This window comes from Micromonospora purpureochromogenes (assembly GCF_900091515.1).
Taxonomy (GTDB): Bacteria; Actinomycetota; Actinomycetes; order Mycobacteriales; family Micromonosporaceae; genus Micromonospora; species Micromonospora purpureochromogenes.
Map to the genome: position 1 here is coordinate 242,511 of NZ_LT607410.1, position 22,723 is coordinate 265,233.

General features: G+C 71.1%; 15 protein-coding genes. 4 read left to right on the top strand and 11 right to left on the bottom strand.

Annotated features, from left to right (window positions below; translation table 11 throughout):
- Positions 1 to 17: 17 nt before the first annotated feature.
- From GA0074696_RS01125 to GA0074696_RS01165, 9 genes are all read right to left on the bottom strand, one after another.
- Positions 18 to 1,031 (bottom strand): hypothetical protein, encoded by a 1,014-nt coding sequence (locus GA0074696_RS01125; protein ID WP_088959373.1) that lies wholly within the window; start codon positions 1,029 to 1,031, stop codon positions 18 to 20.
- 129 nt (positions 1,032 to 1,160) lie between these two features.
- Positions 1,161 to 1,385 carry a hypothetical protein gene (locus tag GA0074696_RS01130; protein ID WP_088959374.1) on the bottom strand — a complete coding sequence of 75 codons (225 nt, stop codon included), beginning with the start codon at positions 1,383 to 1,385 and terminating at the stop codon, positions 1,161 to 1,163.
- A gap of 39 nt (positions 1,386 to 1,424) precedes the next feature.
- Positions 1,425 to 3,767, bottom strand: coding sequence for a caspase family protein (locus tag GA0074696_RS31320; protein WP_088959375.1), 2,343 nt, complete (start codon positions 3,765 to 3,767; stop codon positions 1,425 to 1,427).
- A 184-nt stretch (positions 3,768 to 3,951) separates the two neighbouring features.
- Entirely contained in the window at positions 3,952 to 6,810 is a 2,859-nt protein-coding gene (locus GA0074696_RS01140) for an ATP-binding protein (RefSeq protein WP_088959376.1), read from the bottom strand.
- Positions 6,807 to 7,814 (bottom strand): hypothetical protein, encoded by a 1,008-nt coding sequence (locus tag GA0074696_RS01145; RefSeq protein ID WP_088959377.1) that lies wholly within the window; start codon positions 7,812 to 7,814, stop codon positions 6,807 to 6,809. The genes GA0074696_RS01140 and GA0074696_RS01145 overlap by 4 nt, the downstream gene beginning before the upstream one ends.
- Before the next feature lie 445 nt (positions 7,815 to 8,259).
- Complete coding sequence (locus tag GA0074696_RS01150) at positions 8,260 to 8,772, bottom strand: FHA domain-containing protein (RefSeq protein ID WP_157745749.1); 513 nt, start codon at positions 8,770 to 8,772, stop codon at positions 8,260 to 8,262.
- An 89-nt stretch (positions 8,773 to 8,861) separates the two neighbouring features.
- Positions 8,862 to 10,811, bottom strand: coding sequence for an AAA family ATPase (locus GA0074696_RS01155; RefSeq protein ID WP_088959379.1), 1,950 nt, complete (start codon positions 10,809 to 10,811; stop codon positions 8,862 to 8,864).
- The gene (locus GA0074696_RS01160; protein WP_088959380.1) at positions 10,811 to 12,175 is read right to left on the bottom strand and encodes a hypothetical protein; all 1,365 of its coding nucleotides are present in this window, start codon (positions 12,173 to 12,175) and stop codon (positions 10,811 to 10,813) included. The genes GA0074696_RS01155 and GA0074696_RS01160 overlap by 1 nt, the downstream gene beginning before the upstream one ends.
- On the bottom strand, positions 12,172 to 14,451 hold the full coding sequence (locus tag GA0074696_RS01165; RefSeq protein ID WP_088959381.1) for a protein kinase domain-containing protein: 2,280 nt from the start codon (positions 14,449 to 14,451) through the stop codon (positions 12,172 to 12,174). Before GA0074696_RS01165 ends, GA0074696_RS01160 begins: the two co-directional genes overlap by 4 nt.
- 80 nt (positions 14,452 to 14,531) lie before the next feature.
- Between GA0074696_RS01165 and GA0074696_RS01170 the strand changes: the two genes are divergently transcribed.
- Positions 14,532 to 15,794, top strand: coding sequence for a hypothetical protein (locus GA0074696_RS01170; protein ID WP_088959382.1), 1,263 nt, complete (start codon positions 14,532 to 14,534; stop codon positions 15,792 to 15,794).
- Complete coding sequence (locus GA0074696_RS01175; RefSeq protein WP_088959383.1) at positions 15,787 to 16,440, top strand: 4Fe-4S single cluster domain-containing protein; 654 nt, start codon at positions 15,787 to 15,789, stop codon at positions 16,438 to 16,440. The genes GA0074696_RS01170 and GA0074696_RS01175 overlap by 8 nt, the downstream gene beginning before the upstream one ends.
- A gap of 7 nt (positions 16,441 to 16,447) precedes the next feature.
- Here the strand turns inward: GA0074696_RS01175 and GA0074696_RS01180 are convergent, their stop codons facing one another.
- Positions 16,448 to 17,659, bottom strand: a complete 1,212-nt coding sequence (locus GA0074696_RS01180; protein WP_088959384.1) for a hypothetical protein — start codon at positions 17,657 to 17,659, stop codon at positions 16,448 to 16,450.
- An 86-nt stretch (positions 17,660 to 17,745) separates the two neighbouring features.
- The gene (locus GA0074696_RS01185) at positions 17,746 to 18,465 is read right to left on the bottom strand and encodes a hypothetical protein (protein ID WP_088959385.1); all 720 of its coding nucleotides are present in this window, start codon (positions 18,463 to 18,465) and stop codon (positions 17,746 to 17,748) included.
- 5 nt (positions 18,466 to 18,470) lie between these two features.
- On the opposite strand from GA0074696_RS01185, the gene GA0074696_RS31565 reads away from it, so the two are divergent.
- On the top strand, positions 18,471 to 19,646 hold the full coding sequence (locus GA0074696_RS31565) for an OmpA family protein (RefSeq protein WP_231925218.1): 1,176 nt from the start codon (positions 18,471 to 18,473) through the stop codon (positions 19,644 to 19,646).
- Between the two features lie 650 nt (positions 19,647 to 20,296).
- On the top strand, positions 20,297 to 22,714 hold the full coding sequence (locus GA0074696_RS01195) for a DEAD/DEAH box helicase (RefSeq protein ID WP_157745750.1): 2,418 nt from the start codon (positions 20,297 to 20,299) through the stop codon (positions 22,712 to 22,714).
- The last annotated feature ends 9 nt before the right edge of the window (positions 22,715 to 22,723 follow it).

Consider the following 22,723-nt stretch of genomic DNA (forward strand, 5'->3'; position numbering starts at 1 on the left):
CTCCCTCCGTTCGCCTCCTACGGTTCTGACGGACGATTGCGCCGACCGAGCAGGTCGACGATGGTCGCGACGATGTGGTCCAACCGCTTCCGGTCGCTGATGAGGGCGGCTACCCGGTCCGGGTCGACCGGGTCCTCGCCCGGGGAACGGCCCAGATCATGCTCGGTGGTCAGCTCGCCGAAGACCGTGGTCAGCACGTCCGTGACCAGGATGTGAAGGTCCTCGCCGGCCTTCATCCGCCGTTCCAGGAGATCGATCGCGCGGGCGGCCAGCTCCTGCAACAGCGAGTCGTCCTTTTCGTGTTGGGCCACCAGAGCGAGCGGCTCGGACTCCGGGTGACCGGCCGAGAATGAAACCGGTGCCTGCTTGCGGCCGAGCGGTGCTTCCACCGTCCGCTCGTACCATCCGGGTCGGCGCCGCATCGCGGCCAGGACGACCTCCACCTCGGCGGAGACCGCCGACTCGCCGCCGTGGTGGTCGCCAGTGAACCCGGCACGCCGCTCGGCCCAGGCGGCCAGCGGCCACAGTGAACCGCCGGCGCTGGTGTCGGTGCCGACCCAGTCGAGGATCAGTCTGGCCAACTCGACCAACCACGGATCGTCGCCGAGCGCGGTGACCAGGCACTTGGGCACGCGCGGACGTTGCGGAGCCCCGCGCTCGCCCCGGCGCCGGCGGTAGCCGTCGACGGTGGCGCGCTGCATCCACCGGACCAGCCAGCCTTCGAGGTTTTCGATCGGCACGTCGGCGTGGGCGAAGAGGTCGTCCAGGACCGCCTCGACATCGTGGTGAAACCGGTCGAGGCAGTCCGGGGCGAGCCAGGGCACGCCCTTGGCGCACACGTGGTGGCGCCTGCGCTCGATCGGTTGGGTGATCCGCAGGAAGACGAGCTGCCAGGCGATCTCGAAGGCGCCGGTGCGGAGCAGTCGGCGCTCCTCGGCGGACGCGTTCCAGAAGTACTGGGCCAGCCGTCCCTGTCGAGCCAGCTCGCGGACCCGGTCCGCGTTGGCGGACTGCTTCTGGGAATCTGCCACGACAACCCTCCTACCTCGACCTTTGCCCCGATGTTCGGGGCCGGAGCGAGGCGCGGGGAGGTGCCGGCGGCGAGATACCAGAGATTACGTACGGCGGCCCGCACGATACGTACGGGCCGCCGGTGGGACTCAGGACATCTGGCTGGGACGCGGCTCTCCGTGCGGGTCGAACACCACGAAGGCCGCGGCGGCACCGTTGAGGTAGACGGTGACCGGCCGCCGCTCCTTGTCGTAGAGGCGGAGCTGGACCGTGGTGCGGTTGACCATCGCGTCCTCGACGGCACCGGACACGGCGAGCGCATCCTCGTCCGCGACCGACCACTCGGACTGGTCGATGATGAGCTTCTTGTCCATGCGGTTTGGATCCTTCCGGTGATGTGGATGGGTGTACGGTCAGGTCACCTCGTCGACGGTGAACGTGAACGAGAAGTCCTGCGGATGCCGCTCGTGGCGGCCGATGCCGAACTGCTCCTGGGCCAGCAGCGAGGTGCGGTACAGCCCGATGCTCGGGCCCACCACGCCGGTGAGCAGCTCGTAGGCGGTGTTGACCAGGACCGCTCCGGCGCCCGCCACGGCGACCGCCACGGCCGCGTGCGGGGCGGTCAGCGCCAGCTCGGCCACCCGGAGACCGGCACCCTGCACCGCCGGGCTCGTGAGCCGCTGCTCGAGCAGCGCGCTGAGGGCGAGGCTGCCGCTGGTGTCGCGGGAGACCCACACCGCGATGTCGAGGAAGTCGACCGCCGGACCGTGGTAGATCAGCACGTTGTCGAGCGGGAGCCGCTCGTTGTCCCGTACGTTGCTGAACCGCATCGTCGCCGCCCGGTAGACCGGCTGCGTACCCGATCCGCCGGTGAGCACGACCGCGTCCACCCGAACATCGGCGCTGCCCAGGGCTCGGTTACGGTGCACAATCAGGTCGGCGATGCGGACCGCCACCTGGATCGGCGTCGTGCCGCGCGGCGCCAACAACCGGATCGGCTGGGCTGGGCGGTCGTCGACGAGGAACGTCGCCCGCTCGGTGATCGGTGGGGGGGTCGGGCTGACGGTGAAGTCGATCGGCTGAATCGCGTAGCGGACCTGGGACGCGGGTGCGTCGCCGATCTCGCGGCTCACCCCGTAGGCGATCTGGGCGAGCAGGTTCTCCAGCCCCGACCGGACCCGACCGTCGCGGAGCCCCCGCTGCTGGAACACCGAGACGTCCACCGGACCGTCACTGATAAGCACCAGGACCGTCTCGGGTCGTGGTACCGCCGGATCGATACTGTCCGGCCAGGTCATCGGCACACCGGTCAACAGCCGCCGGTCGGAGTTCCAGCCGTGGGTGTAGGACGCACCTGGCGCCAGCCTGATGCCGCCGGGGTCGGACTGGGTCAGAACGGCGATCCGGGAGGAGATGCCAATGTCGATCAGCGACACGTACACCGCGCGGTCGCCCTCGTTACGCAGCCGGAACCAGATGCGTTCGTGGGACTGGGTGAACAGCAGGCTCCCGGTGAGCTCGAGTGGCTCCTCCCGCCCGTCGCGCACCCGCCCCCACTCGACGCGTACGTCGTGCCGGAGCGGCCGGTCCGGGTCGCCGGTCAACCGCCGCAGCGCGCTGGCCTGGGCGATCCGCTGGAGGTTGGTGGCGATCGCGGCGATGTCGGCGCGGGTCGCCGGTCGGGGCGCGTGCAGCGGGCCGTAGTCGTCGCGGATGACGAGCCGGCCCTGCTCGTCCGCCACCACCTCGACGGCCGGCCGGGTGTCCGGGTCGGCCGGTCGCAGCATGGTCCGGGCGGCCAGCGCCTCGATCAGGTCGGCGGTCGCCGGGTGGTCGGCCGGCAGGCGTACCGGCATGGCGGGCGCGGCCGCGCGGACCCGGCGCGCCCGCGCGCCCGGCGGCAGGGGCTGCCCGGCGATCTCGGGCGGCAGCTCGGCGACCGCCGCGGTGGGCAGCAGTCGGGTGACCGAGACCATCCCGAGGTCCGCGCCGTCGGCGCCGATCGCGAACTCGTCGCCGACCTCGACCCCGAGCAGCGGCGCGCCGAGAAGCTGGATCCGGGCCGTACCGTCGGCCGTCACCGGCAGCGTGTCCAGCGGATCCAGTTCGGTCACCTCGAACGGCACCCGGCTCGACGGCCCCTCGGCCTCGGGTCGCTGGGTGAAGGCGATCGCCTGCACCTGGCGACGCACGGCTTCCATCAGGGTCGACCAGTTGACCCGTAGCCCGTCCGCCTCACGCAACGCCCGGGTCAGCGCGTCGGTGAGCAGCCCCATCTGGACGCCGTCGCGGTTGGTGTCCTCGAACGCCGCCTCGGTCGGCGCGCACGCGACCACCCGGACCGCCCGGTCGCTGCCGATCAGCGGGCGTCGGTCGATCGGCAGGCCGCCGGCGATGAGTCCGTGGACGTGCCGCTCGACGCTCTCGTACGTCGGCTGCCACTGTCCCGGCGCCGCCCGAAGCAGCGCCCGCACCCGTGGCCCGGACTGCCGGGACATGTGAGCGGCGTGACAGCAGTCCAGCACCACGGTGACGTTCGGTGCGCGTTCGGTCAGCCGGGCAAGCAGCACGGACAATTCGGGGTCGGTGATGCCCCGGAAGTCGTCGTCGTTGGAGTCCGAGTAGTCGTCCGGGACGATGAACTGGATGATTCGTCCGTCCGCCCCCTGGATGCGGCCGCCGTGGCCGCTGTAGTAGACGACGAACGCTTCGTCCGGGGCGGCGTCGGCGATGAGCTTCTCGTACGCGTCGAGGATTCCCGCCCGGGTGGCCTACGGCGTCACCAGCGGCTGGACGGCGAAGCCGCGCGCCCTCAGGGTCTGCGCCATCGCCTCGACATCGTTGCGGACTCCGGTGAGACCGTGGGTCGCTGCGCCAATCAGGAGTGCCTTACCCGTCATGCCCATCTCTGACGGACAGCCCGTGGCCGGGCTTGAGTGCTCAGTCGAAGAAGTGTTCCTCGCGGGCCCGGGTAATCGCCTCGACGGCGGTGTGCACATCGAGTTTCTTGTACACCCGGGCCAACTGGGTCTCGGCCGTCCGCTTCGCCACGCCCCGCTGGCTCGCGATCCGGGCCACGTCACTGCCCTGATAGAGCAGGCGGAGAGTGTGCAGCTCGGCGGGGGTCAGGTTGTACGGAAGCCGAGCGGGCGCGGGGCGATCGGCCAGGTCCAGGTCGGCTTTGCGGGCTAGCGTCCGCACCCGCTCGCGCAACGGGGTGGCACCGAGTTCCTTCGCCGTCTGGTAGGCGATGCGGGCCGGCTCCCGGGCCCCGGCCCGCTCGCCGGCCCGCAGCGCGGCCTCGGCCTGGCGCCACCGGGCGTACGCCGCCGGGAATCGTCGGTCCAGCGCCGCCCATCCGTCGGCCACCTGGCCCCAGACCCGGGCGGTGTCGGTTCTGCGGATACGCCGGCGTTCCGCCGCCAGCAGCCTCGCCAGTTGGGTGGGTTCCTTCTCCACCGGTGCGCGCACGGCTTCGCCTGCCAGCAGGGCGAGTCGATCACCGACGTCCGCCGCCTCCTGGTCTGCCGCGCAGCGCATACCGACCGCGCACAACCGCAGCAGCTCCAGGGTGTTCTCACCCTTGCGCACCGCGGCCAACCCCCGGGCCACCTCCGCCGCCGCGCGGGTCAGCTCGCCCTCCTCGATCGCCAGCTCGGCGCGGATCGCGTGCAGCGGCCCGAGGAATCGCGGGTCGGCGCCGTGCTCCACGTCGTCGATCGAGGCGAGCAACTCGCGCGCTCGCCGGAGATCGCCACGGTGCACCTGTATCTCGGCGAGCGTGAGGCGGGGATAGAGGCTTTCCGCCGGGCGCAGATCCTGGATCGCCTCCGTGATGATCCGTTCGGCGTCGTCCCACTCGCCCAGCAGCACCAGCGCGGCGCTGGCGTTGTTGGCGACGATGGTGCTCTGCCGGCTGCCGGTCAGGCCGAGCCGGCGTGCCTCGTCCAGCCCGTCCCGCGTCACTTCGGCGGAATCACGCAGCCTCCCCGCGTGCTCCAGGATCAACCCCAGATTTCCGTAGGCCCGGAGAAGGTCCTCGATGTGCGCGGCCGACCGGGCGACCTCGATGGACCGGCGGAGCCGAACCTCGCCCTCGGGGTCACCCAGCATGCCGCGGGCGAGCCCGGAGACGTTGAGCGCGCGGCCCTCCTCGGCGTGCGCCCCCACCTCGATCGCCATGCTCAGCGCTTCGTCGGCGGTCTCTCTGCCCTCCTCGTAGCGGCCGGCTTGGAGATGGGCGAGGGCGATGCCGGCCAGCACCCGGACCTGCGCGGCCGACGGCGGTCGGTCGGCCAACAGGTGCGCCGCGTCGCGGAACGCCGCAGCGGAGTCGGCCCATCTGCCCGCCTCGGCCAGGTAGTTGGCCCGCCGCTCGTGCAGCTCGCCGAGCTGCCCCGGGTCGCCGCCGTGGTCCGGGGCGTCGATGGCCTGCTCGACCAGATCGACGGCTCGGTCGACACGCCCGGACCAGCGCGCGGCCTCGGCCGCCTCGGCGAGCAGTCGTGATCGGGTCATCCCGGCCCGCGCCTCGGCGTCGTCGACCCGATGCCACAGTTGCAGGGCCCGGTCGAACTGCAGATCCGCGGAGGAGAACGCCAGTGTGCGGGCGGCGGCCTGACCGGCCGTGACCGCGTACGTCAGCGCCTGCGGCCACACTCCCGCCCGGTACCAGTGGATCGCCTGTTCGGCCGCGGCCGAGCTTTCGGTCACGCACATCCGGGAGTCGGCGGCCAGCGCCTCCGCCATCGCGACGTGCAGTTCGACGCGAACATCAGGGGCGGTCTCCTGCAGGACCGTCTCGCGCAGTAGTGCGTGGTGGAACCGGTACGTCCCCTGGCCAACGCTGAGTATCTGGTGGTCGACGCACTCATGCAGCGCGTCCCGCAGGGTTTCGGCAGGCATGCCGCTGACCGCGTGCAGCAGTTGCCGGCTCATCGCGCGACCGGCCACGGCCGCGGTCTGCAGTACCCGGAACGCGTCCTCGGTCAACTGGCTGAGGCGGCCGAGCATCATCGACCGGATGTCGGGCGGCAGCGCGATGTCCTCGTCCCCGCCGGCCAGTGCGCCGGTGGCCATCAACTGTTCGGCGTAGAACGGAATCCCGTCGGACAGCCGCAGGCACCGCTCGGCCAGTCGGCGGTCGACCTCGCCGAGCAGTTCGCGCATCTCGTCGAGGGTGAAGGGCCGCAGCTCGAAGCGGTCCGTGCGGCGCATGAACGTGGCACCCCCGAACAGTCGCCACAACGGGTGCGCCCGCCCCACCGGCCGGTAGCTGCCGACCAGCAGCACCCGGCGATCCTCCGCGCGGGTCTGGGCGAGGTGCCGCACCAGGTCGAGCGTGGACGGGTCGGCCCAGTGCAGGTCCTCCAGGATCAACACCACCGGGGCGTCCGTCGCGATGTGGTCCAGCATCCGGCGCACCGCGAGGAAGACCTGCAAGGGTACGCCCATCGAATCATTGCCGAGGTCGAAGAAGGCGGTCAGTTTCCGGTACGCCGGGCCGCCCAACTCGGTGGCCCCGCTCTCGCCGTACTCCAGGCCGAAGGTGTCCAGTGCCTCGATCAGCGGCCCGTACGGCATGGGATCGCCGAAGTGTTCCTCGCACGCCCCGGACAGCACGTGGATGCCGGTCACCCGGGCCCCGCGCAGAAACTCGCTCAGCAGCCGCGTCTTGCCGAGGCCCGGCCCGCCGCCGACCAGCACCGTCCGGGCAGCGCCGTCGCGGACCTCGGACAGCCGCCGCCTCAACCGTTCCAGCTCGTTCGGGCGGCCGACGAACGGCGACTCCTCTGTCACCTGTCACCTCCCGGCCCGGGTCCGTCCATTGTGCCCGCCGGCAGCACTTCCCAGACCACGGCCACGATCCGGTCCAGTTCGCCCGCGTCGCGCAGCACCAGCGCGAGCCGGTCGTCGTACGCCCGCCCGGTCGGCCCGCCCCCGGTGTCGGTGCCGAACACCGTGTTCAGCACCTCGGCCACCACCGTGCGTGCCGGCTCACCCCGGGCCAGCCGGGCCCGGATCAGTTCGACGGCACTGTGTGCCAGGGCGGTGAGGAGCCGCTCGCGCTCGGCGTACGCGTCGGATGGCGTCTCGGTCCGGTCGTCGGCCTGCTCCGTCGAGGCGACCGGGGCCTGTTTGTGGCCGAGCGGCGTCTCGACGTACCGCTCGAACCACCGCGGCCGGCAGCCCATCGCCCGCAGCACGGCCCGGATGTCGGCCTGCACCTCGGCCTCCCCGTACGACCCGCCGGCGTGTCGTTCGCAGCGCCGCGCCACCCAGCTTTCGGTTGGCCACAGGTCGTGGCCGGCGGTGACCGGCGTGCCCACCCAGACGAGCATCTGGGTGGCCAGGTCGATCAGCCAGGCGTCGCCGTGCAACTCGGCGGCGAGCCAGGCCGGCACCCGGGGTCGCTGAAGCGCGCCGTACGCGCCGCGCCGCCGACGATGTCCGTCGACGGTGGCCGGAACCAGCCGGCCGACGATCCAGCCCTCCAGGTTCTCGATCCGCGTGCTCGCCCTGCGGGCCACGTCGTCGACGACGGCCTCGACGTCGTTCTCGAAGCGGTCCAGGCATTCGTCGCTCAGCCGGGTCACCGATGCCGCACAGCCGACGTGACCTCGCCGCAGCTCGAGCCGCTGGGTGAGCCGCCGGTAGACCACCGGCCACGCGATCGAGTAGGTCGCGCCGGTCAACCGCGACCGGCGCGCCCCGGTCGCACGCGCGATCGCGGTGGCCAGCAGGCCGCGACGAGCCAGGTCCCGGACCTCGTCGACGCCGTCGGTGTGGGTCGATCCGAGCACGGCACCCTCCTAGGAGTCGAACCAACGAAGGTGACCCACTCTGACCCGGGAGACTGCGTAGCGTGAACAGCGGGACGATCTGTTTGCGTCACCGGTCAGTCGGGCCGGCGCGCGGCTCAGTCGGGCCGGGCAGCCGCTCGGTCCACAGGGGAGCATGGGTAGGTCGATTCCGACGGATGAACGGCGTAGCCCGAGGTCATCGACTTGGCCCGAAAGCGTGATGCCGTCCTGACCGCAAGCGGCTGCCGATGGCGCCGGGTTCAGGGCATCCTGACGAAGAGACACCCGTGACCGGCTGACAGGACGGCGACCATGACGGCTTCGGACGAGCTGCGCGAGTACCTCGCGTCGGAGCTGCGCGAAGCCACCTCGGCCGCCATCCGCGCCGGGGCGGACCCCGACGCGGTGACGGCCGATCTTGCGGAACGGTTACGCCGGGTACGGCTCATGCTGGCCGGCTTGGAGGAAACTGCCGATCCCGGCCCGGCTGACGGATCGACTCGCTGACCGGACCGACGTGCGGTTCCTGGTCGGTGGCGAAGCGGATCTGGTCGCCGGGACGCACCCGGGTGCGGTCGTGGATCTCCGTACCGTTGACGAAGGTGCCGTTCGGCGCCTCCGGAAACGGGGTGATCCAGGCGGTTTCCTCCTCGTCCACGCTCACGGTGGCGTGCCGCCGGGAGACGTTGGGATAGCGGGCGAACATGTGGCCGTGCTCGCCGGCCCGGCCCAGCTCGGTGGAGCTGGGCCGGGCCGGCAGGACCACCGAGCCGGACGGAAAACTGATCACCAGGGCCGGCGGGACGAGCGACTGGTGACACACCGTGCACCGGTCGTTGCGCGAGTCCGTCGCCCGGGCACCGCAGGACCAGCACTCCGGAGCCGGCGCTGCGCCCGCGACCGTCTCCGGCTCGGCTTCAGACGCCGCCACCGGCTCGGTGACATCCGGCACGGGCATCAGCTCCTCGCCCGGATGTTGTGGGCAGAAATAGCCCGTCTCCGCCGGGTAGTTCCGCCGGCAGCGGCGACAGTGCAGCTCGGCCTCCATCAGTCGTGCCTCGCATACAACGTCACCACGCCGTCGTTGGCGACGATGTCGTCGATCCGCACCTTCCCCGACCGTACGCCCGCGTCGAACAGGTAGCGGGCGAGCGGATTGATCAGTTTGCTCTCCACCTCGTTGCCGATCCCGCGGCCGCCGTTGGTCAGCGTCTCGGCAGCGGTGCACCACCCCTCCAGGCGCTGCCGGGCGGCGGGGGCCAGGTCCAGCTCCACGTCGTGCTCCCGGGCCAGCCGGTCCTGAACGTTCTGCAACTGCCGGTTGAGGATGCTGAGGGCGGTCGGTTCGTTGATGAAGTCGAACACCACGATGTTGTCGCCAAAGCGGTTGAGCAACTCGGGACGGCCCAGCTTGCGGGTGAAGGTGTCCTTGATCGCCGCCTTGATGGTCCGCTCCAGCTCCTCGTACCCGATCCCCGGGTGGACGAGCTGGATCTTCTCGCCGGTCTGCGGATCGTCCCGGAAGATGCCCAGGTTGGAGGTGAAGATCAGCATGCACTCGGTGAAGTACGTGGTGACGCCCTGTCCGTCGGTAAGCCGGCCGTCGTCCAGGATCTGCAGGAACTTGTCGAAGATCTGCCGGTCCGCCTTGTCGAACTCGTCGAACAGGACCACCGAGAAGGGCTTGCGGCGGATCGCCCCCGTCAGCTCGCCGCCCGCCTCGTACCCGATGTAGCCGGGCGGTGCGCCGGTCAGCCGGTCGGCCGAGTGGCTCGTCGCAAACTCCGACATGTCGAACCGCAGATACGCCTCCGGGTCGCCGAACAGCATCGTGGCCAACTGCTTGGCCAGCTCGGTCTTGCCGACACCGGTCGGCCCGGCCAGGAACAGCACCCCGCGGGGCCGCTTCGCCGAGCTGGTCGCCTGCGCGCCGGACAGGCCCAGGGCGGCGCGCTTGAGGATGTCGAACGCCTTCACCACGGCCGCCTCCTGACCGAAGATCTGGCCCGGGACCTCCCGCTCGCCTCGGATGATCTGCTCCCGGACAGTCTCCTGCCGCCACGGGTTCTCGTCCACGCCGATCCGGTAGATCTGGATCGCCTCGTCGATGCGGGCGAACGGGATCTTCCGGTCAGCGCCCAGCCGGGCGATCTCCCGCATCGAGTGCAGCGTCATGTCGTCCGTGCGCTGCGCGAACCGGACCACCCCCGGGTCGGTCACGGCGGGCGGATGAGGGCTGCCGGTAATGATCGGCGCGAAGTACCGGGCGGCCTTGATCCGGTCGGCCAGGCCGCAGTTGGACACGGCGATGGTGCGTACCCGTTCCATCCCGACGGTCAACCAGGCCGGCAGGTCCCGCTCACCCTCGGACAACCAGATGATCGGGTTGTACAGGTCAGTCGGCCGGTCGGGCGGGCCGCCGAGGTGGGTCTCGGCGGTGGCCGCCAGCTTCTGGGCGAACAGGAAGAAGTCGCGCTCGACTCCCTCCAGCCCGGCCTGGCTGCGCGGAATCCGGGCCGCGTAGTCGATGACCAGGGCGGCCCGGGTGCCGGACGGATCCGCGGCCGGGGTGTCCTCGGGCTGCTGGGCGGCGGGGATGGCATCGGCGTCGATCGGCGGCGGATCGCTCGCCCCGGCCACCCGCGCCATGCAGGTGCGCAACCGCTCAAGGGTCTGTTTCCGCCCGAGCATGCGCCGGCCGAGGATCTGCTCGGCGACCGCACGCGCGTTCCGGTCATCGGGCGGGTAGACGGTGACGCCATCGACCTGGTCGGAGACGATCAGACAGCGGTAACCGGACGGCCGCAACGCCTGCCAGAGCACCTCGAGCAGGGGAACCGGACGGACACCGTCCGGGGTGCGGCGTCGGGTCTCCGGCACCAGATAGAGATCGCGTACGTTGCCATACAGGACGTACTGGGAGTGCACGGCGAGGGTCCCGGCCAGTTCCTGGGCGAACGACGGGAAGCCGGGCAGGAACTCCGACGGTATGCTCATCAATTCTCCTGAGTGGGGTCGATCTGTCGCAGGACGGGTTCGGTCACCTCGGTCGGTGGGGGCGTGGCAGCCGACCGCGGATCGATGTCCACCAGCGCGCGAACCGGCTCGTCGGGCACGTGCACCCGGGCGGCGATCCCGCGCCGGTCCAGCTCCTCGCCGACGCGCCGTAGGCCGTCGTTGAGCTCGGCGCAGCGGACGGCTTCCCCGCCCGCGCCGGCGGCGACCTGGACCAGTTGCGAGTGCACCCGGCCGGCCTCGTCGAGCCACACGTCCGCGACGTGACCGCCCCGCCAGTCCGGCCGGGTCACCAACAGCGCGGCATGACGCCGCACCTGCATGCCGGTGGTGACCGAGTAGCCCAGCTTGCCGAACGCCTCGGCCACCCCCTCCAGCAGCCGCCGGCGGTCCAGCTCCACCTGCACCCGGTTCAACGCGCTCTGCGCGTCCCGGCGGTCGGTCGAGGTGAGATCCGCCTCGCCGAGCACCACGACCCGCAGCCGTTCGATCGCGTCGAAGCAGGGTGGCCGCGGCGTACCGAGATCGTTGATCACCTCGGCGACGAGCGGCTGCTCCAGCGCGGTCAGCAGATTCGCCGCCTCGCGACGGCGGACGATGCGCGGGTTGAGATCCACGTCCACGGTCCGGGCGAGGGACTCCACGAAGGTACGCCCCATCGGAGAGTGCTTTTTCCGCTCCGCCTTCGCCGCCGCCTCCAGCGCCTGGATCCGGTCGTCCGACGTGGCGTCGGCGTGCAGGCGGCTCAGGATGGCGTCGATGTCGGCCTGCAACCGGCTCTCGTCGATCTTCCTCGGCGCTGGCGGTGTCGCACTCTCGTGCCGCCTCCGCGACGCGAGTACCGCCTGATAGCGAGAGAGCAGTTCGGCGGCGCTCGGCTCTCCCGCAGCGCCGGCGGCCATCCGGGACAACAACTGCTGCCGCTCCCGCGCCGCTTCGGCCCGCTCGACCGCGACCCGCGCTGCGGACAGCGCCTCCTGAGCCCGTGCAACCAGGCCCGGGGCGCCGGCCAGATGGCATCCGGTCAGGTCCACCGGCCGGGGCAGGGCCAGCCGGACGCCCGCCCTCGCGGCGCGGGCGGACAGCAGGCGAAGGTCCTCATTGGTCCGGGCCACGGAACCCGCGGCCAGGTCCCAGAGTTGGGCCCGGATCTCCACGTCGTCCTGCGCGTCCGCCCTGCGCTGCATCTCGTCGCCGAACCGCTCCAGTGCGCGGCCGGTGGCCTCGGTGCCCGCCTGCGCCGCCCGGATCGCCAGCATCGCGGCCGCTCCGGCCCCGGCAGCGGCCAGGGCCACCGGGGCGACGACGAGGCCCACCGGCAGCACCGCGATCTCTCCACCACTCATGAATCCGCTCCTTCTGCGGCCCGGTCCGGGCCGTCGTCGTTGTCTGACGGTCGGCGTCGCTCGGCTGCGGCGATCTGCTCCTCCTCGGCGGTCACCTGGCGGCCCCACGCCGTCCAGCGGCGCGACACCCACGCGAGTTGACCGACCGTCGTGGCGATCACCAGGTACTGCGGGAACAGGCTCGCCACCAGAGCGACCGCGGCCAGCGCCCCCAGCAGCGCCAGCGCGGCCGAGGCCCAGGATCGCTGCATCCACCGGCCGAGCGGGCGCAGCGCGATCGCACCCGCGCCGGGGATCGAATACCGGTTGTGGAACCGGCCGCCGATCTGGACGGCGAGAAGACCCTCGGCGAGCAGCGAGACCGAAAGGCAGCAGGACGCGGCCACCCAGGCCAGGCCGATCACCCGGTCGTCGGCCCGGCCGGCGGCGTCGGCGCCCGTGATCGCCGCGACCCAGGCCACGGCGATCAGGCAGACGCCGGTCACCGCCCAGCCAAGGGCGACCGGCCGGTTCTGCCGGCGCGACCATTCCCGGAAGGCGGCGATCGCGCGGGTGGACTCCTCGCCCAGCTCACGAACCTGGACCCGATCGGCGATGGTCCGGGCCCGTGCGGTGGCGAAGCCGGCCAACAGCAGCGCCGCCCAGACCGTCGCGGGATCGTGGGCCAGGTCGGTGAACCACGGCACCTCCCAGGCGAGCTCCGCGTCGGTCCGCCGCATCTGCTCCAGCACGGCGCGCAGGTCGTCCGGCTGGCGCAGTGCCACGCGCAGGCACACCGCCACCCGATCCCGGTCGGTGACGGTGTCCCGCAGATGCCGCTGCGCCTCCGGGTCGGTCACCTGCCGCACCAGTTCGGGCCACTCCCGATAGGCGCGGCGCCAGGCCCGGTCCAGGTCGGTGAGGGCCTGACCGCCCCGCTCGGCGTCCGCCGGGACCGACGTGTCGAACTCCCGCAGCAGCCGGCCGTTCCACAGGTCGCTGAGCACCTCGGGGTTGTCGCCCTCGTTCTCCATTGCTCGCCGGGCGATGGCGAGCAGGCCGAGACGCGAGATGACGTGGTTGCGGTAGACCGCCGGCCGGGCCGGGTCGAGCGCGCGCAGGATCCGGAGCAGCCGCAGGTGCCCGGACTCCGTGGCCTCTCCGACGGCGGCCACCACCCGGCGGGCCTCGGCCGCGTCGTCGTCGCTGAACTGGTCGAGCCAGGCCGACAACCCGTCGAGCCCGCCGTCCCGCTCGACGATCGTCCGCACGGAATGGTTCCAGGCGGTTGTCATCGCCGTCGCCAGCTCGTCGCGCCGCTGGTAAGAGCTGCCGCGGAACCGGTACGGCTGTTCCGCCGCATCCGCCGTCGACGTGGCCGAGGGCGTGGTGCGGGGAGGCGCCGGCGCCCGGCCGGCCAGCCACAACCCGACCTCGGTGCCGCTCCAGCGGTCCGCCGGATCGGTGACCAGAAGCCCCTGGCACAGCGCACGCAGCCGGTCGTCCGGCACACCGGAGACGTCCACCGGGCGGGTCTGCCCGAAGTGACGCCGCACGTCCTCGTCGCTCAGCCCCTCGAACGGGTGCTCACCGGCGGCCAGCTCGAGGACCGTCATTCCCAGGCCCCACCAGTCGGTCGCCGCGCCGACCTGTCTCAGGTTGCTCCACTCCGGCGGCTGATAGAAGCTGCTGATCGGCTCGGGCCACCCGGCCGCGCCGAGTGGCCCGGCGACGCCGAAGTCGACGAGGGTCGCCTCCGTCCCGTCGAGCATGACGTTGGCCGGCTTGACGTCGCGGTGCACGTACCCGCAACGATGCAGGCCGATCAGTGCCGCCGCGACCTGCTGCACCACGGAGGTGAGCTGGGCCAACCCGAAACCGCGGGAATCCGCCCGCTGCCGCTCCCGCAGCGTCTGGCCCGGGACGAAGTCCATCACGCTGTACTCGGCCTCGAACTCGAGATGCCGGACCACCCGAGGGTGCCGGCCGGCGAGGTAGGCGGCCAGCGCGGGATCGGGCCGGCGGGCCGGCTGGTGACGCTTGACGACAGCCTCGGTGCCGTCCGCGCGGACCCGTACCACGAACAGTCCCGGCCGCTTCAACCGGCGGAGCAGCTCGTAACGGGCGGTCAGCCCCGCCGGCAGCCCGTCGGCGGGCCAGCCGTCCGGCCGGCTCCGACCGATGTCCAGCAGCGTCTCGTCCAGCGCGTCGCCGCCCCGCGCCGGCGGGAACAGCCTGGTCCGCCCCGCGTCCAGCAGGGTCTCGTCCAGCACGGCCGGTCGATCGGGCTGGCTCATTCGCCGCTCACACCTCCGCGCTCCGGTCCGCCAGAACTCTGGTGACCCACCAATCCCGCTATAGAGGGAGTGACGGACCAGTGAGCTACGTGCAGCTGTGGGGCCGGCGTTTCGGTCAGGCCCTCACCGTTCTCCGCGACCCGGACGCGGGTCTGCTCGATCCGTTGCCCAGGCCCGCCGTCAACCCACGGGTCGACGCCGCACAACTCGTCGCACAAGCCCGGGAGAAGGGCCTCAGCGACGGCCGGCAAGCGCTGTACGACGGGTGGTCGTTCGGGCACGAGGGCGACCCGCCGCAGGCGGTGGGCGAGCCCAAATACGTCGAGACGCTGCGCCGGCTGCGTGACTCCGCCCTCCACGAGCTCCGTGATCGGCAGCAGAAGACCGCCGACCGGTTGGTCGACCTGCACCACACCGTGCGGGAGGCGGACCGGGCGATGCGAGCGGCCCGCGACCGGATGGCCCGGATCGCCACCCGTGATCAGCACGACGAGGACGACTCGCTGCGCGCCCACCTGCGCCGGCGGAACATCGACACCGATCGGCTGCAACTGCCACCGCTGAACAGTGAGGTGTGGGAGGGCGACGCGCCGCCGATGCGTCTGATCTGGCGGATCCTCGTCCTGCTCTTCCTCGTCGCGGTGGTCTTCGAGATCGAGCACTACGTCGCCGTGGGCTACCTGCCGTTGACCGATGTGGGACGGACCACGGGTCTGCTGCTCACCGGCGCGATCGCAGCCCTGACTGTCATCGCGCCCCTGATGTCCGGGCAACTGTTCCGCAACCGGCACGCGACCGGGTCCGACCGGCTGCTGGCTCCGCTGACCTTCGTCCTGCTGCTGCCGACCATGGCGATCATCCTCGGCTTCGGACTGCTCGCCGCGAGACTGTTCGACCGCGGCGTCACCGGCGGCGCCTCGTTCGGCGGGGCCACCGACCCGTCCCGGACGGCCGCGCTCGGGCTCACCCCAGCGACGCTGATCGTCGTCTTCGACGTGGTGCTGTTCCTGGCGTGCGTGATGGCGTACCTGTTGGGGCTCGCCCAGCCGCATCCGTTCCAGCAGGCGTTCGCCCGCAGCCGGCAGGTGCGCAACCGCACGCTCGGGGTGACCCAACGGATGGGTATCCGCATCAACCCGGACTACCGGGCGATGACCACCACGGACGACGGGCCGGACGATCCGGACCCAATGGTCGCGCCGGAGCAGGAAGCGGCGATCAGGAACGCCTACTGTGCGGCCGAGGAGGCGTACTACCAGGGGTTGACCGAGGCGGTGGCGGATCCGACGTTCACCGAGGCCGTCATGCGGCATCGGCGAGAGCCGGAGCCGGCCGGTGAGTGAGCGACTGCGGTTGGCCCGCGCCCACTTCCCGGTGACGTCGCTGGGCTACGGCCACCGCCTGGTGCTCTGGGTGCAGGGCTGCCCGCTGGCGTGCCCCGGGTGCATCGCGAAGGACACCTGGGACCCCGCGGGCGGGGTCGCGGTCGATGTCGCGGACCTGCTCGGGGATGTCCGTCGGGCGGTCCTGGCCGGCGCCGACGGGCTGACCGTCAGCGGCGGCGAGCCACTGCGGCAGGCCGCCGCGGTCGGGTCGCTGCTTCGAGGCGTACAGGAACTGGGTGCCGCCTTCGACGTGCTCCTCTACACCGGCTTCGAGCTGGACGAGCTGGATTCCGCGCAGCGGGAGACGGCCGAGCTCGCCGACGTCCTGATCACCGGGCGGTACGTCGCCACCGCCCCCACCGGGCTCATCTGGCGCGGCTCGGCGAACCAGCGGATGCACCTGCGTACGCCTTTGGCGCGCGACCGCTACACGGACTTCATCGAGTACGAGCCGGAACACCCGCCCGTCCAGATCGAGGCCGACCGGGAAGGCCGGCTGTGGTGGGCGGGTGTCCCGAACCGTCCCGAGACCAAGCGTGCTCTCGACCGGGGGCTGGCGGCGCTCGGCTACTCCCTCGAGTCGACGAGCTGGCGCCGCCAGTAGCGGCTCGTCAGTCCGTCTGGTCTGGCTTCGGCTTCTGGCCCGGCTTCGGCTCCGGGCCCGACTCGGTGTCTACGTCCGGGTCCGGGTCCGACTCGGTGTCCGGGCCCGGCTCGGTGGGCTCGGTCGGCATTCGGCGCGGGCGGACCAGCCGGCGCCAGCCCGACTCCGGCGGCGCCTGGAACCGGCGGACGAGCATCGCCGCCTCGGCTCGGACTCGCCGGGCCGCCGACTCGCACCGGTCGACCTCGACGACGTACTGCCGTTTGCGGCTGTCCCGCAGGTGGTCGAGCTGCTGGCGGAGCGTCCTCGCCTCGGCGACGTCGCGCAGCAGCGCCCCGTGCCGCGGCCGGGCCCGGCGCAGGCGCCGATCGCTGCGCCTGACCTGTCCGACCTCCTCGCGTGGCCGGCGATACCCCGCGGTGAACGCGATGGCCCCGGTGAGCAGATAGAGCAGGAGCAGCACCATCGCACCCAGGCCCGAGCTGGCGTCGGTGGGCGGTGCGGCACCACTGATGAACGACGCCTGAGCGTCGTTGCTGGGCAGCTCGGGTGCGAGAAGCCGGAGGGCGAAGGCGCCCAGACCCATCGAGAGCCACAGGCCGAGGAGCGACCAGCCGGACACCGCGCGCCGGACGTTCCGTCGCTGCTCCCTGACGCGCTTGAATCCCTCACCGGCCCAGTGCGCGACATAGGTCGTGGTCACGGCCAGCGCGGCCACCAGCGGCCACACCCTCGCGTCGTTGAGGATCCGCTCGACGACCTGGTTGAAGGTGATGAGGTCCGCCACCATGGCGAAGAGCAGCACGATGTAGAGGATCGACTGGCCGATCCACCCGCGGCCGGCCAACTCGCCGACGTTGCCGCTCTGGTAGCTCGGTCCCGGGTCCTCCTCGCCGTCGGGTCCGGCCGGTTCCGGGGTGTCCCGCTGCTCGACGGCGCGGACCGCCCGCTGCTTCACGTACTCAAGCTCTTTGATCTTGCCGCTCCGGCCCTCCGACTCGTGGTCGAACTGGGTGATGAGGCCGTCGATCCGGGCCTGCAGGTCGCCCTGCTCGACCTCCTCGACCGTGTGGTGGCGCAGGATCGTGGCCTTCATCTCGATCACGTGCGACTCGATGACCTCGTCGATCGCCTTCATCACACCGTCGTCGATGCCGAACGGTGCGACGGCCGCGAGGTGCCGCCTGACCCGGGCACTGAGTCGATCTTCGCCGTCCATCGCCGGGACACGATGCAGGCTCAGTTGCCTGAGCCGCTTGGCGGTCCGACGCAACTCGGTACGGCGCTTCCATTCTTTCGGCATCTTCACAATGAGCTCCCGGTGTCGGCGGAAGGGGACGATGTCTCGAGAACCCAGGTGGGGAGTGCGACCGGGGGGAGGGTGAGCAGCGGGGAGAGCGTCCGCCCGTGCGGGTGGGCGCGTGCCAGCGCGGCCAGGTATTCGGCGAGACGCCGCTGGTACAGCTCTACCAAGCCTCGGGCCCGGGTGCCTGGACCGGAGGCCGCCGCCTGGTGCTGCCGCACCGCGGCGACGCGTTCGGCCCGCCGACGGTCGACCTGGTCACGGGCGTGCTCAAGCTCTTCCTGCGCCCGCATGATCCGCCGGGAGCGGGCCACCTCCCGGCGGTGCCGCAACATCGCGTCCGACCAGCGCTGCTCCTCCCGGTTACGGGGTAACAGCTCCTCGGGAGTCAGCGGAAGCCTTGCCGCCTCGACGCGCTGCTCCCACCGTACGACGTCCTCGCGAGCCCGTTCGATCCGCTCGTCACAGCGGTCGAGCTCGATCGCCGCGGCGCGGCCCATCTGCAGGAACTGGGCGTGCAGGTGGTCGAGCTTCTCGTGCAGTTCGGCGAGCAGGACGAGCTGATACCCGACGGTGACTGTTTCCCCGGTGCCGGCCAGTTCCGCCTGGCGGCGCCGCACCTCGGCCAGGGCTGGGATGCCTTGCTCGCCGTCGTGCGTTCCCCGGGCCTGGTCGGCGCGTCGCAGCGCGGCAGAGTAAAACGTGTCGCTCGTGGCCACCATGTCCTGTGCTGACGGACCGTCCGTCAGCACAGGGCATGATGACTCACCGGTCTGCCCGGATCGCCGCCCTGGCGCTGTGTGTGCCGCTGGTTGGCGCGATCACCGGCTGCATCCCGCTGATTGACGACAAGTTCACGTTCAACTGTCCGCAACCCGCTGCTGCGGGCCTCGCCATCGCGGTCGGCGCCCGAGCCAACAGCCCCGCCCCGGCCCTGCCCACCGACGTGCGCAAGCTGATCGTCGACACGATGAACGGCTGCGGCAAGATCACCGCGATCCGGGTGGACGGGCGTCCCAGCATCGTCGACGCCGCGGTGTTCGGCACCCAGGCGCGGACCAAGTCCAACTTCGCCATCGACCAGAAGGCCTTCCTGGACAGGGCCAGCGCGATGATCGCGAACGCGAAGGCCGGCGCACCCGAGGCGAACGTGCTGAAGGCGCTGAGTGTGGCGTCGGACGCGGCCGGTCCGGGCGGCACGGTGGTGCTCGTCGACTCCGGCGTGCAGACCACCGCCCCGCTCGACTTCCGCAGGAACGACCTGCTGTCGCGGCGTCCGGCGGCCGTCGCCAAGCTGCTCAAGCAGCAGCGTCTGCTGCCCAACCTCAGCGGCCGAAAGGTCATCATGACCGGGCTCGGCTACACGGCGATGCCGCAGGAGCCGCTCGACGACCGCAACCGGTCGACCCTGATGAACCTGTGGCGCGAGATCGTCCTCGCCGCCGGTGCGACCGATCCGGTGATCGACTCGAATGCCAACACGGCGGATTCCGCCGTGACCAGCCCGACCGTGAGCGTGGTGAAGTTCGTGGTCGGCGACATCCAGCCCCGCTGTGACACGCTTGCGGTATTCCCGGACGACGGCGCGGTCGGCTTCGTCCCCGATCAGGCAAGGTTCCGCGATCCGGAGGCCGCCCACAAGATCCTCGCCAGGTTCGTCGCATTCCTCAGGGAAAACCCCACCGCCCAAGCCGTGGTCAGGGGATATGTGGCCCACTACGGTTCCGGCGACCTGTCGCAACGCCGCGCCGACCGGGTGAAGCAGGAGTTAGCCACGCTGGGTGCCACTAGAAGGATCACCGCGAATGGGATGGGCTGGGGTCCGTACCCGAGCGTGAGCGCCCCTCCGGACGCGAAGTACGACCAGAAGAACCGCATGGTCACGATCGAGGTCAGCTGCTGACCGCGGGTGCCGACCGGCGCAGGAGTACGCGCACCACGACAAGCGGGACGATGCCCGGCAGATACCAGAGGAGGTCGGCGGGGCGAACTGTACGCCGAGTACCAGCCGGGCCAGCAGCCTGCGTTCGGACAGCTCAGCGGGGATCCGGTCAGGTGGAAGCTCCACAGCCCAGCACCATGCCAGGCGGATCGCGCTGGCCACCAGCGGTGGCCGGCGCGGCCAGAGAAACAGCACCCAGGCGTACGTCATCGACGCGCGTAGAGCGTGGTCCGGGGTACTGCTGCAACCCGCCCGCGTCGCTTTCACCCCAGTTCCGGACCAGCCGTCGCAGGGACGGCGTGTCGCCGTACACACCTGCGGGTCCGCGGCGACCGACCGCCGCCGCGCCACCCCGACGCTGCCGAAGGAGATCTACCAACAGGCCACAATGGACAAGAATCAAGGGCCGACCGAAGGGTACCTTCTAAGATCCAGACAGGGCGATAGAGAAACGCACTGGCAAGGACAGGCGAGCACGAACCCTCACCCACACGAAACACCGACGATCGAGCACCATCCGAGCACCACGCTCCCAATGTGTGGAAATTCGCGGCGCATGCTAAGAACGATCAAGGCTGTGACCGGCGTTCTTGCTGGTCACAGCCTTGATCGTGAGTGCGCCCGATCAGATGGACGGGGAGCTGCGGTGGCCGGTCTTCACCGATACCGGCCCGCTCTACTCGGCGCAGTCCCCGTCGTCCGTGCTGGCTCCGGTCATCCGAGACCTCGCGAGCCTGCGCGGTCACGGCATCCCGCAGGTGGTGCTGGACGCCTGGGCGGAACGCATCGACGAGCTCAATGACCTTCAGGTCGCTACGATCAATCAGGGTCGGCTGCTCGCTGGGGCGAACGTCCTGGTGACGGCTCCCACGTCGTCCGGCAAGACCATGATCGGGGAACTCGCCGCTGTCCGCGCTGCCCGGCTGGGCGGCAGGTCGGTGTTTCTGCTGCCGACCCGCGCCCTGGTCAACGAGCAGTACGCGCGGTTCTCGCGCACGTACGGGCCGGCCGGGTTGCAGACCATCCGGGCCACTGGGGAAACCGCCGACGACGTGCCGGCGCTGCTGCAGGGGCAGTTCGACCTGGCCGTGCTGACCTACGAGAAGTTCGCAGGCCTGGCGCTGGGCAACCCGCACCTGCTAAAGCTGGTCTCCGTCGTGGTCATCGACGAGGTCCAGACGATCGTCGACCCAGGTCGTGGCGCCTATCTCGAGTTCCTCCTCACCGTGCTCAAGGCGCGCCGGCCCGAAGGCGTCGCGCCGCAGGTCGTCGCGCTGTCCGCAGTGCTCGGCGATCTCGGCGGTCTCGACAGCTGGCTCGACGCGAACGTCATCGCCCGGACCGAGCGGCCGATCCCGCTGCTCGAAGGGGTACTCGGACCCGATGGGATCTACCGGCACCTCGACGCCGACCGCGAGGAGGCATCCGAGCAGCTCATCAGGCCGACCGGATGGACGCAGCGCAACCAGGACCTGATCATTCCGCTGGTCCGCAAACTGGTGGGCGAGGGCCAGCAGGTCATCATCTTCCGCAGCACGCGGGGATTGACCCGCGGCTGCGCTCGGTATCTCGCGCAGAGCCTGGGCCTGCCCGAGGCGAAGGCGGCGCTGGAGAGCCTGGCCGGCGCCGACCCCAGTGCCGTGCTGGCGGACCTGCGCCAGTGCCTTGCTGGCGGGGTCGCCTTCCACATCTCCGACCTGGCACGGGACGAGAAGATCGCCATCGAGGACCAGTTCCGTGCCCCGGACAGCGGCATCCGGGTGCTCGTGTGCACCACGACGCTTGCCCAGGGCGTCAACCTGCCCGCCGAGACCGTGATCATGGTGGAGCTGGACCACCCGACCGGGCCGACCCAGACAGCCCCGTATTCGGTCGCGGAGTACAAGAACATCGCCGGGCGCGCCGGCCGGCTGGGACTGACCGACGGGGGACGCGCCGTCTTGATCGCCGGCGGCGGCATCGACGGCGACCGCCGGTGGCACGACTACGTGCTGGGCAAGCCCGAGGATCTGCGGTCTCAGCTCCTGAATCCGGAGCAGGACACCGCGACGTTGCTGTTGCGCGTGGTAGCAGTCGCCTCACGGCGGGAGGGAACGACCGGGCTGAACGAGGCTGACGTCATCGCGTACCTGTCCAACAGCTTCGCCGCGCACCAGCAGCGGCTCGCGGGCGCGCCGGACCCGTTCCCCGCCGCCACCGTCTCCGCCGTCCTACGCGACCTTGTGGATGCCGGTTTGCTGTCCTCCGACCTGTCTGGGATCGAGCTGACTGAGCTCGGGACCTACGTCTCGCAGAGCGGTCTGCGGGTGTCGTCGGCCGTGCGGGTCGCCCGTGCGCTGCGGGCCGTGCATCCGGCCGCGCTGAACCGCGTCACGATCATCGCTGCGGCGCAGCTGACCGATGAGGTGACCAGCGCTCGTCCCCCGGTCAACGGAAAAGGCTGGCAGAGGGAGCAGGCGACCTATATCGGCGAGTTGCAGCGCCACGGTCTTGCTGGCCCGGTGCTCGCGGCCTTGCCCGGCCGGGAGCGCAAGACGGCCGCCGAGCGGGCGAAGCGAGCGGTGGCCTGCATGTGGTGGATGGCCGGCGTCCCGATCGGCCGCATTGAGCAGCAGCTCATGGTGCACCTTCCGTCCAAGGACGCCGCCGGCGCCGCCCGGGCCTCCGCGGACCGCACGCAGAGCGTCGTCGGCACCGTCATCGATATCGCCCGGTGCCTGCATCCCGACGCCCAACTCGACGACCTCGCCCGGGTCCTGTCCGTCCAGCTCGAATTCGGCATCCCGCCCGAGTTGGTGCCGCTAGCCCAGCGTGCCGGTGCCGTGCTGGACCGGACGGACTACCTGCGGCTCGCCGCCCGGTCCCTCACCGATCCGGCGGTGATCCTCGACGCCGCCGACGACGTCCTGCTGCCGTGCCTCAACGGCAACACCAGCAAGCTCAAGTCGCTGCGGCAGGCCGCCCGCGCCGCACGTGACGGCGAGGACAGCACCGACTTCGCCGACCTGCTGCCGGCCTCCACCGACTAATCCTCACCG

What these genes read in the sequence shown, in the direction of transcription:
- GA0074696_RS01130 (WP_088959374.1), bottom strand. Translation starts at nt 1,385, where the DNA reads ATGGACAAGAAGCTCATCATCGACCAGTCCGAGTGGTCGGTCGCGGAC.
- GA0074696_RS01150 (WP_157745749.1), bottom strand. Translation starts at nt 8,772, where the DNA reads ATGCCCGTGCCGGATGTCACCGAGCCGGTGGCGGCGTCTGAAGCCGAG.
- GA0074696_RS01155 (WP_088959379.1), bottom strand. Translation starts at nt 10,811, where the DNA reads ATGAGCATACCGTCGGAGTTCCTGCCCGGCTTCCCGTCGTTCGCCCAG.
- GA0074696_RS01160 (WP_088959380.1), bottom strand. Translation starts at nt 12,175, where the DNA reads ATGAGTGGTGGAGAGATCGCGGTGCTGCCGGTGGGCCTCGTCGTCGCC.
- GA0074696_RS01165 (WP_088959381.1), bottom strand. Translation starts at nt 14,451, where the DNA reads ATGAGCCAGCCCGATCGACCGGCCGTGCTGGACGAGACCCTGCTGGAC.
- GA0074696_RS01180 (WP_088959384.1), bottom strand. Translation starts at nt 17,659, where the DNA reads ATGGACGGCGAAGATCGACTCAGTGCCCGGGTCAGGCGGCACCTCGCG.
- GA0074696_RS01185 (WP_088959385.1), bottom strand. Translation starts at nt 18,465, where the DNA reads ATGGTGGCCACGAGCGACACGTTTTACTCTGCCGCGCTGCGACGCGCC.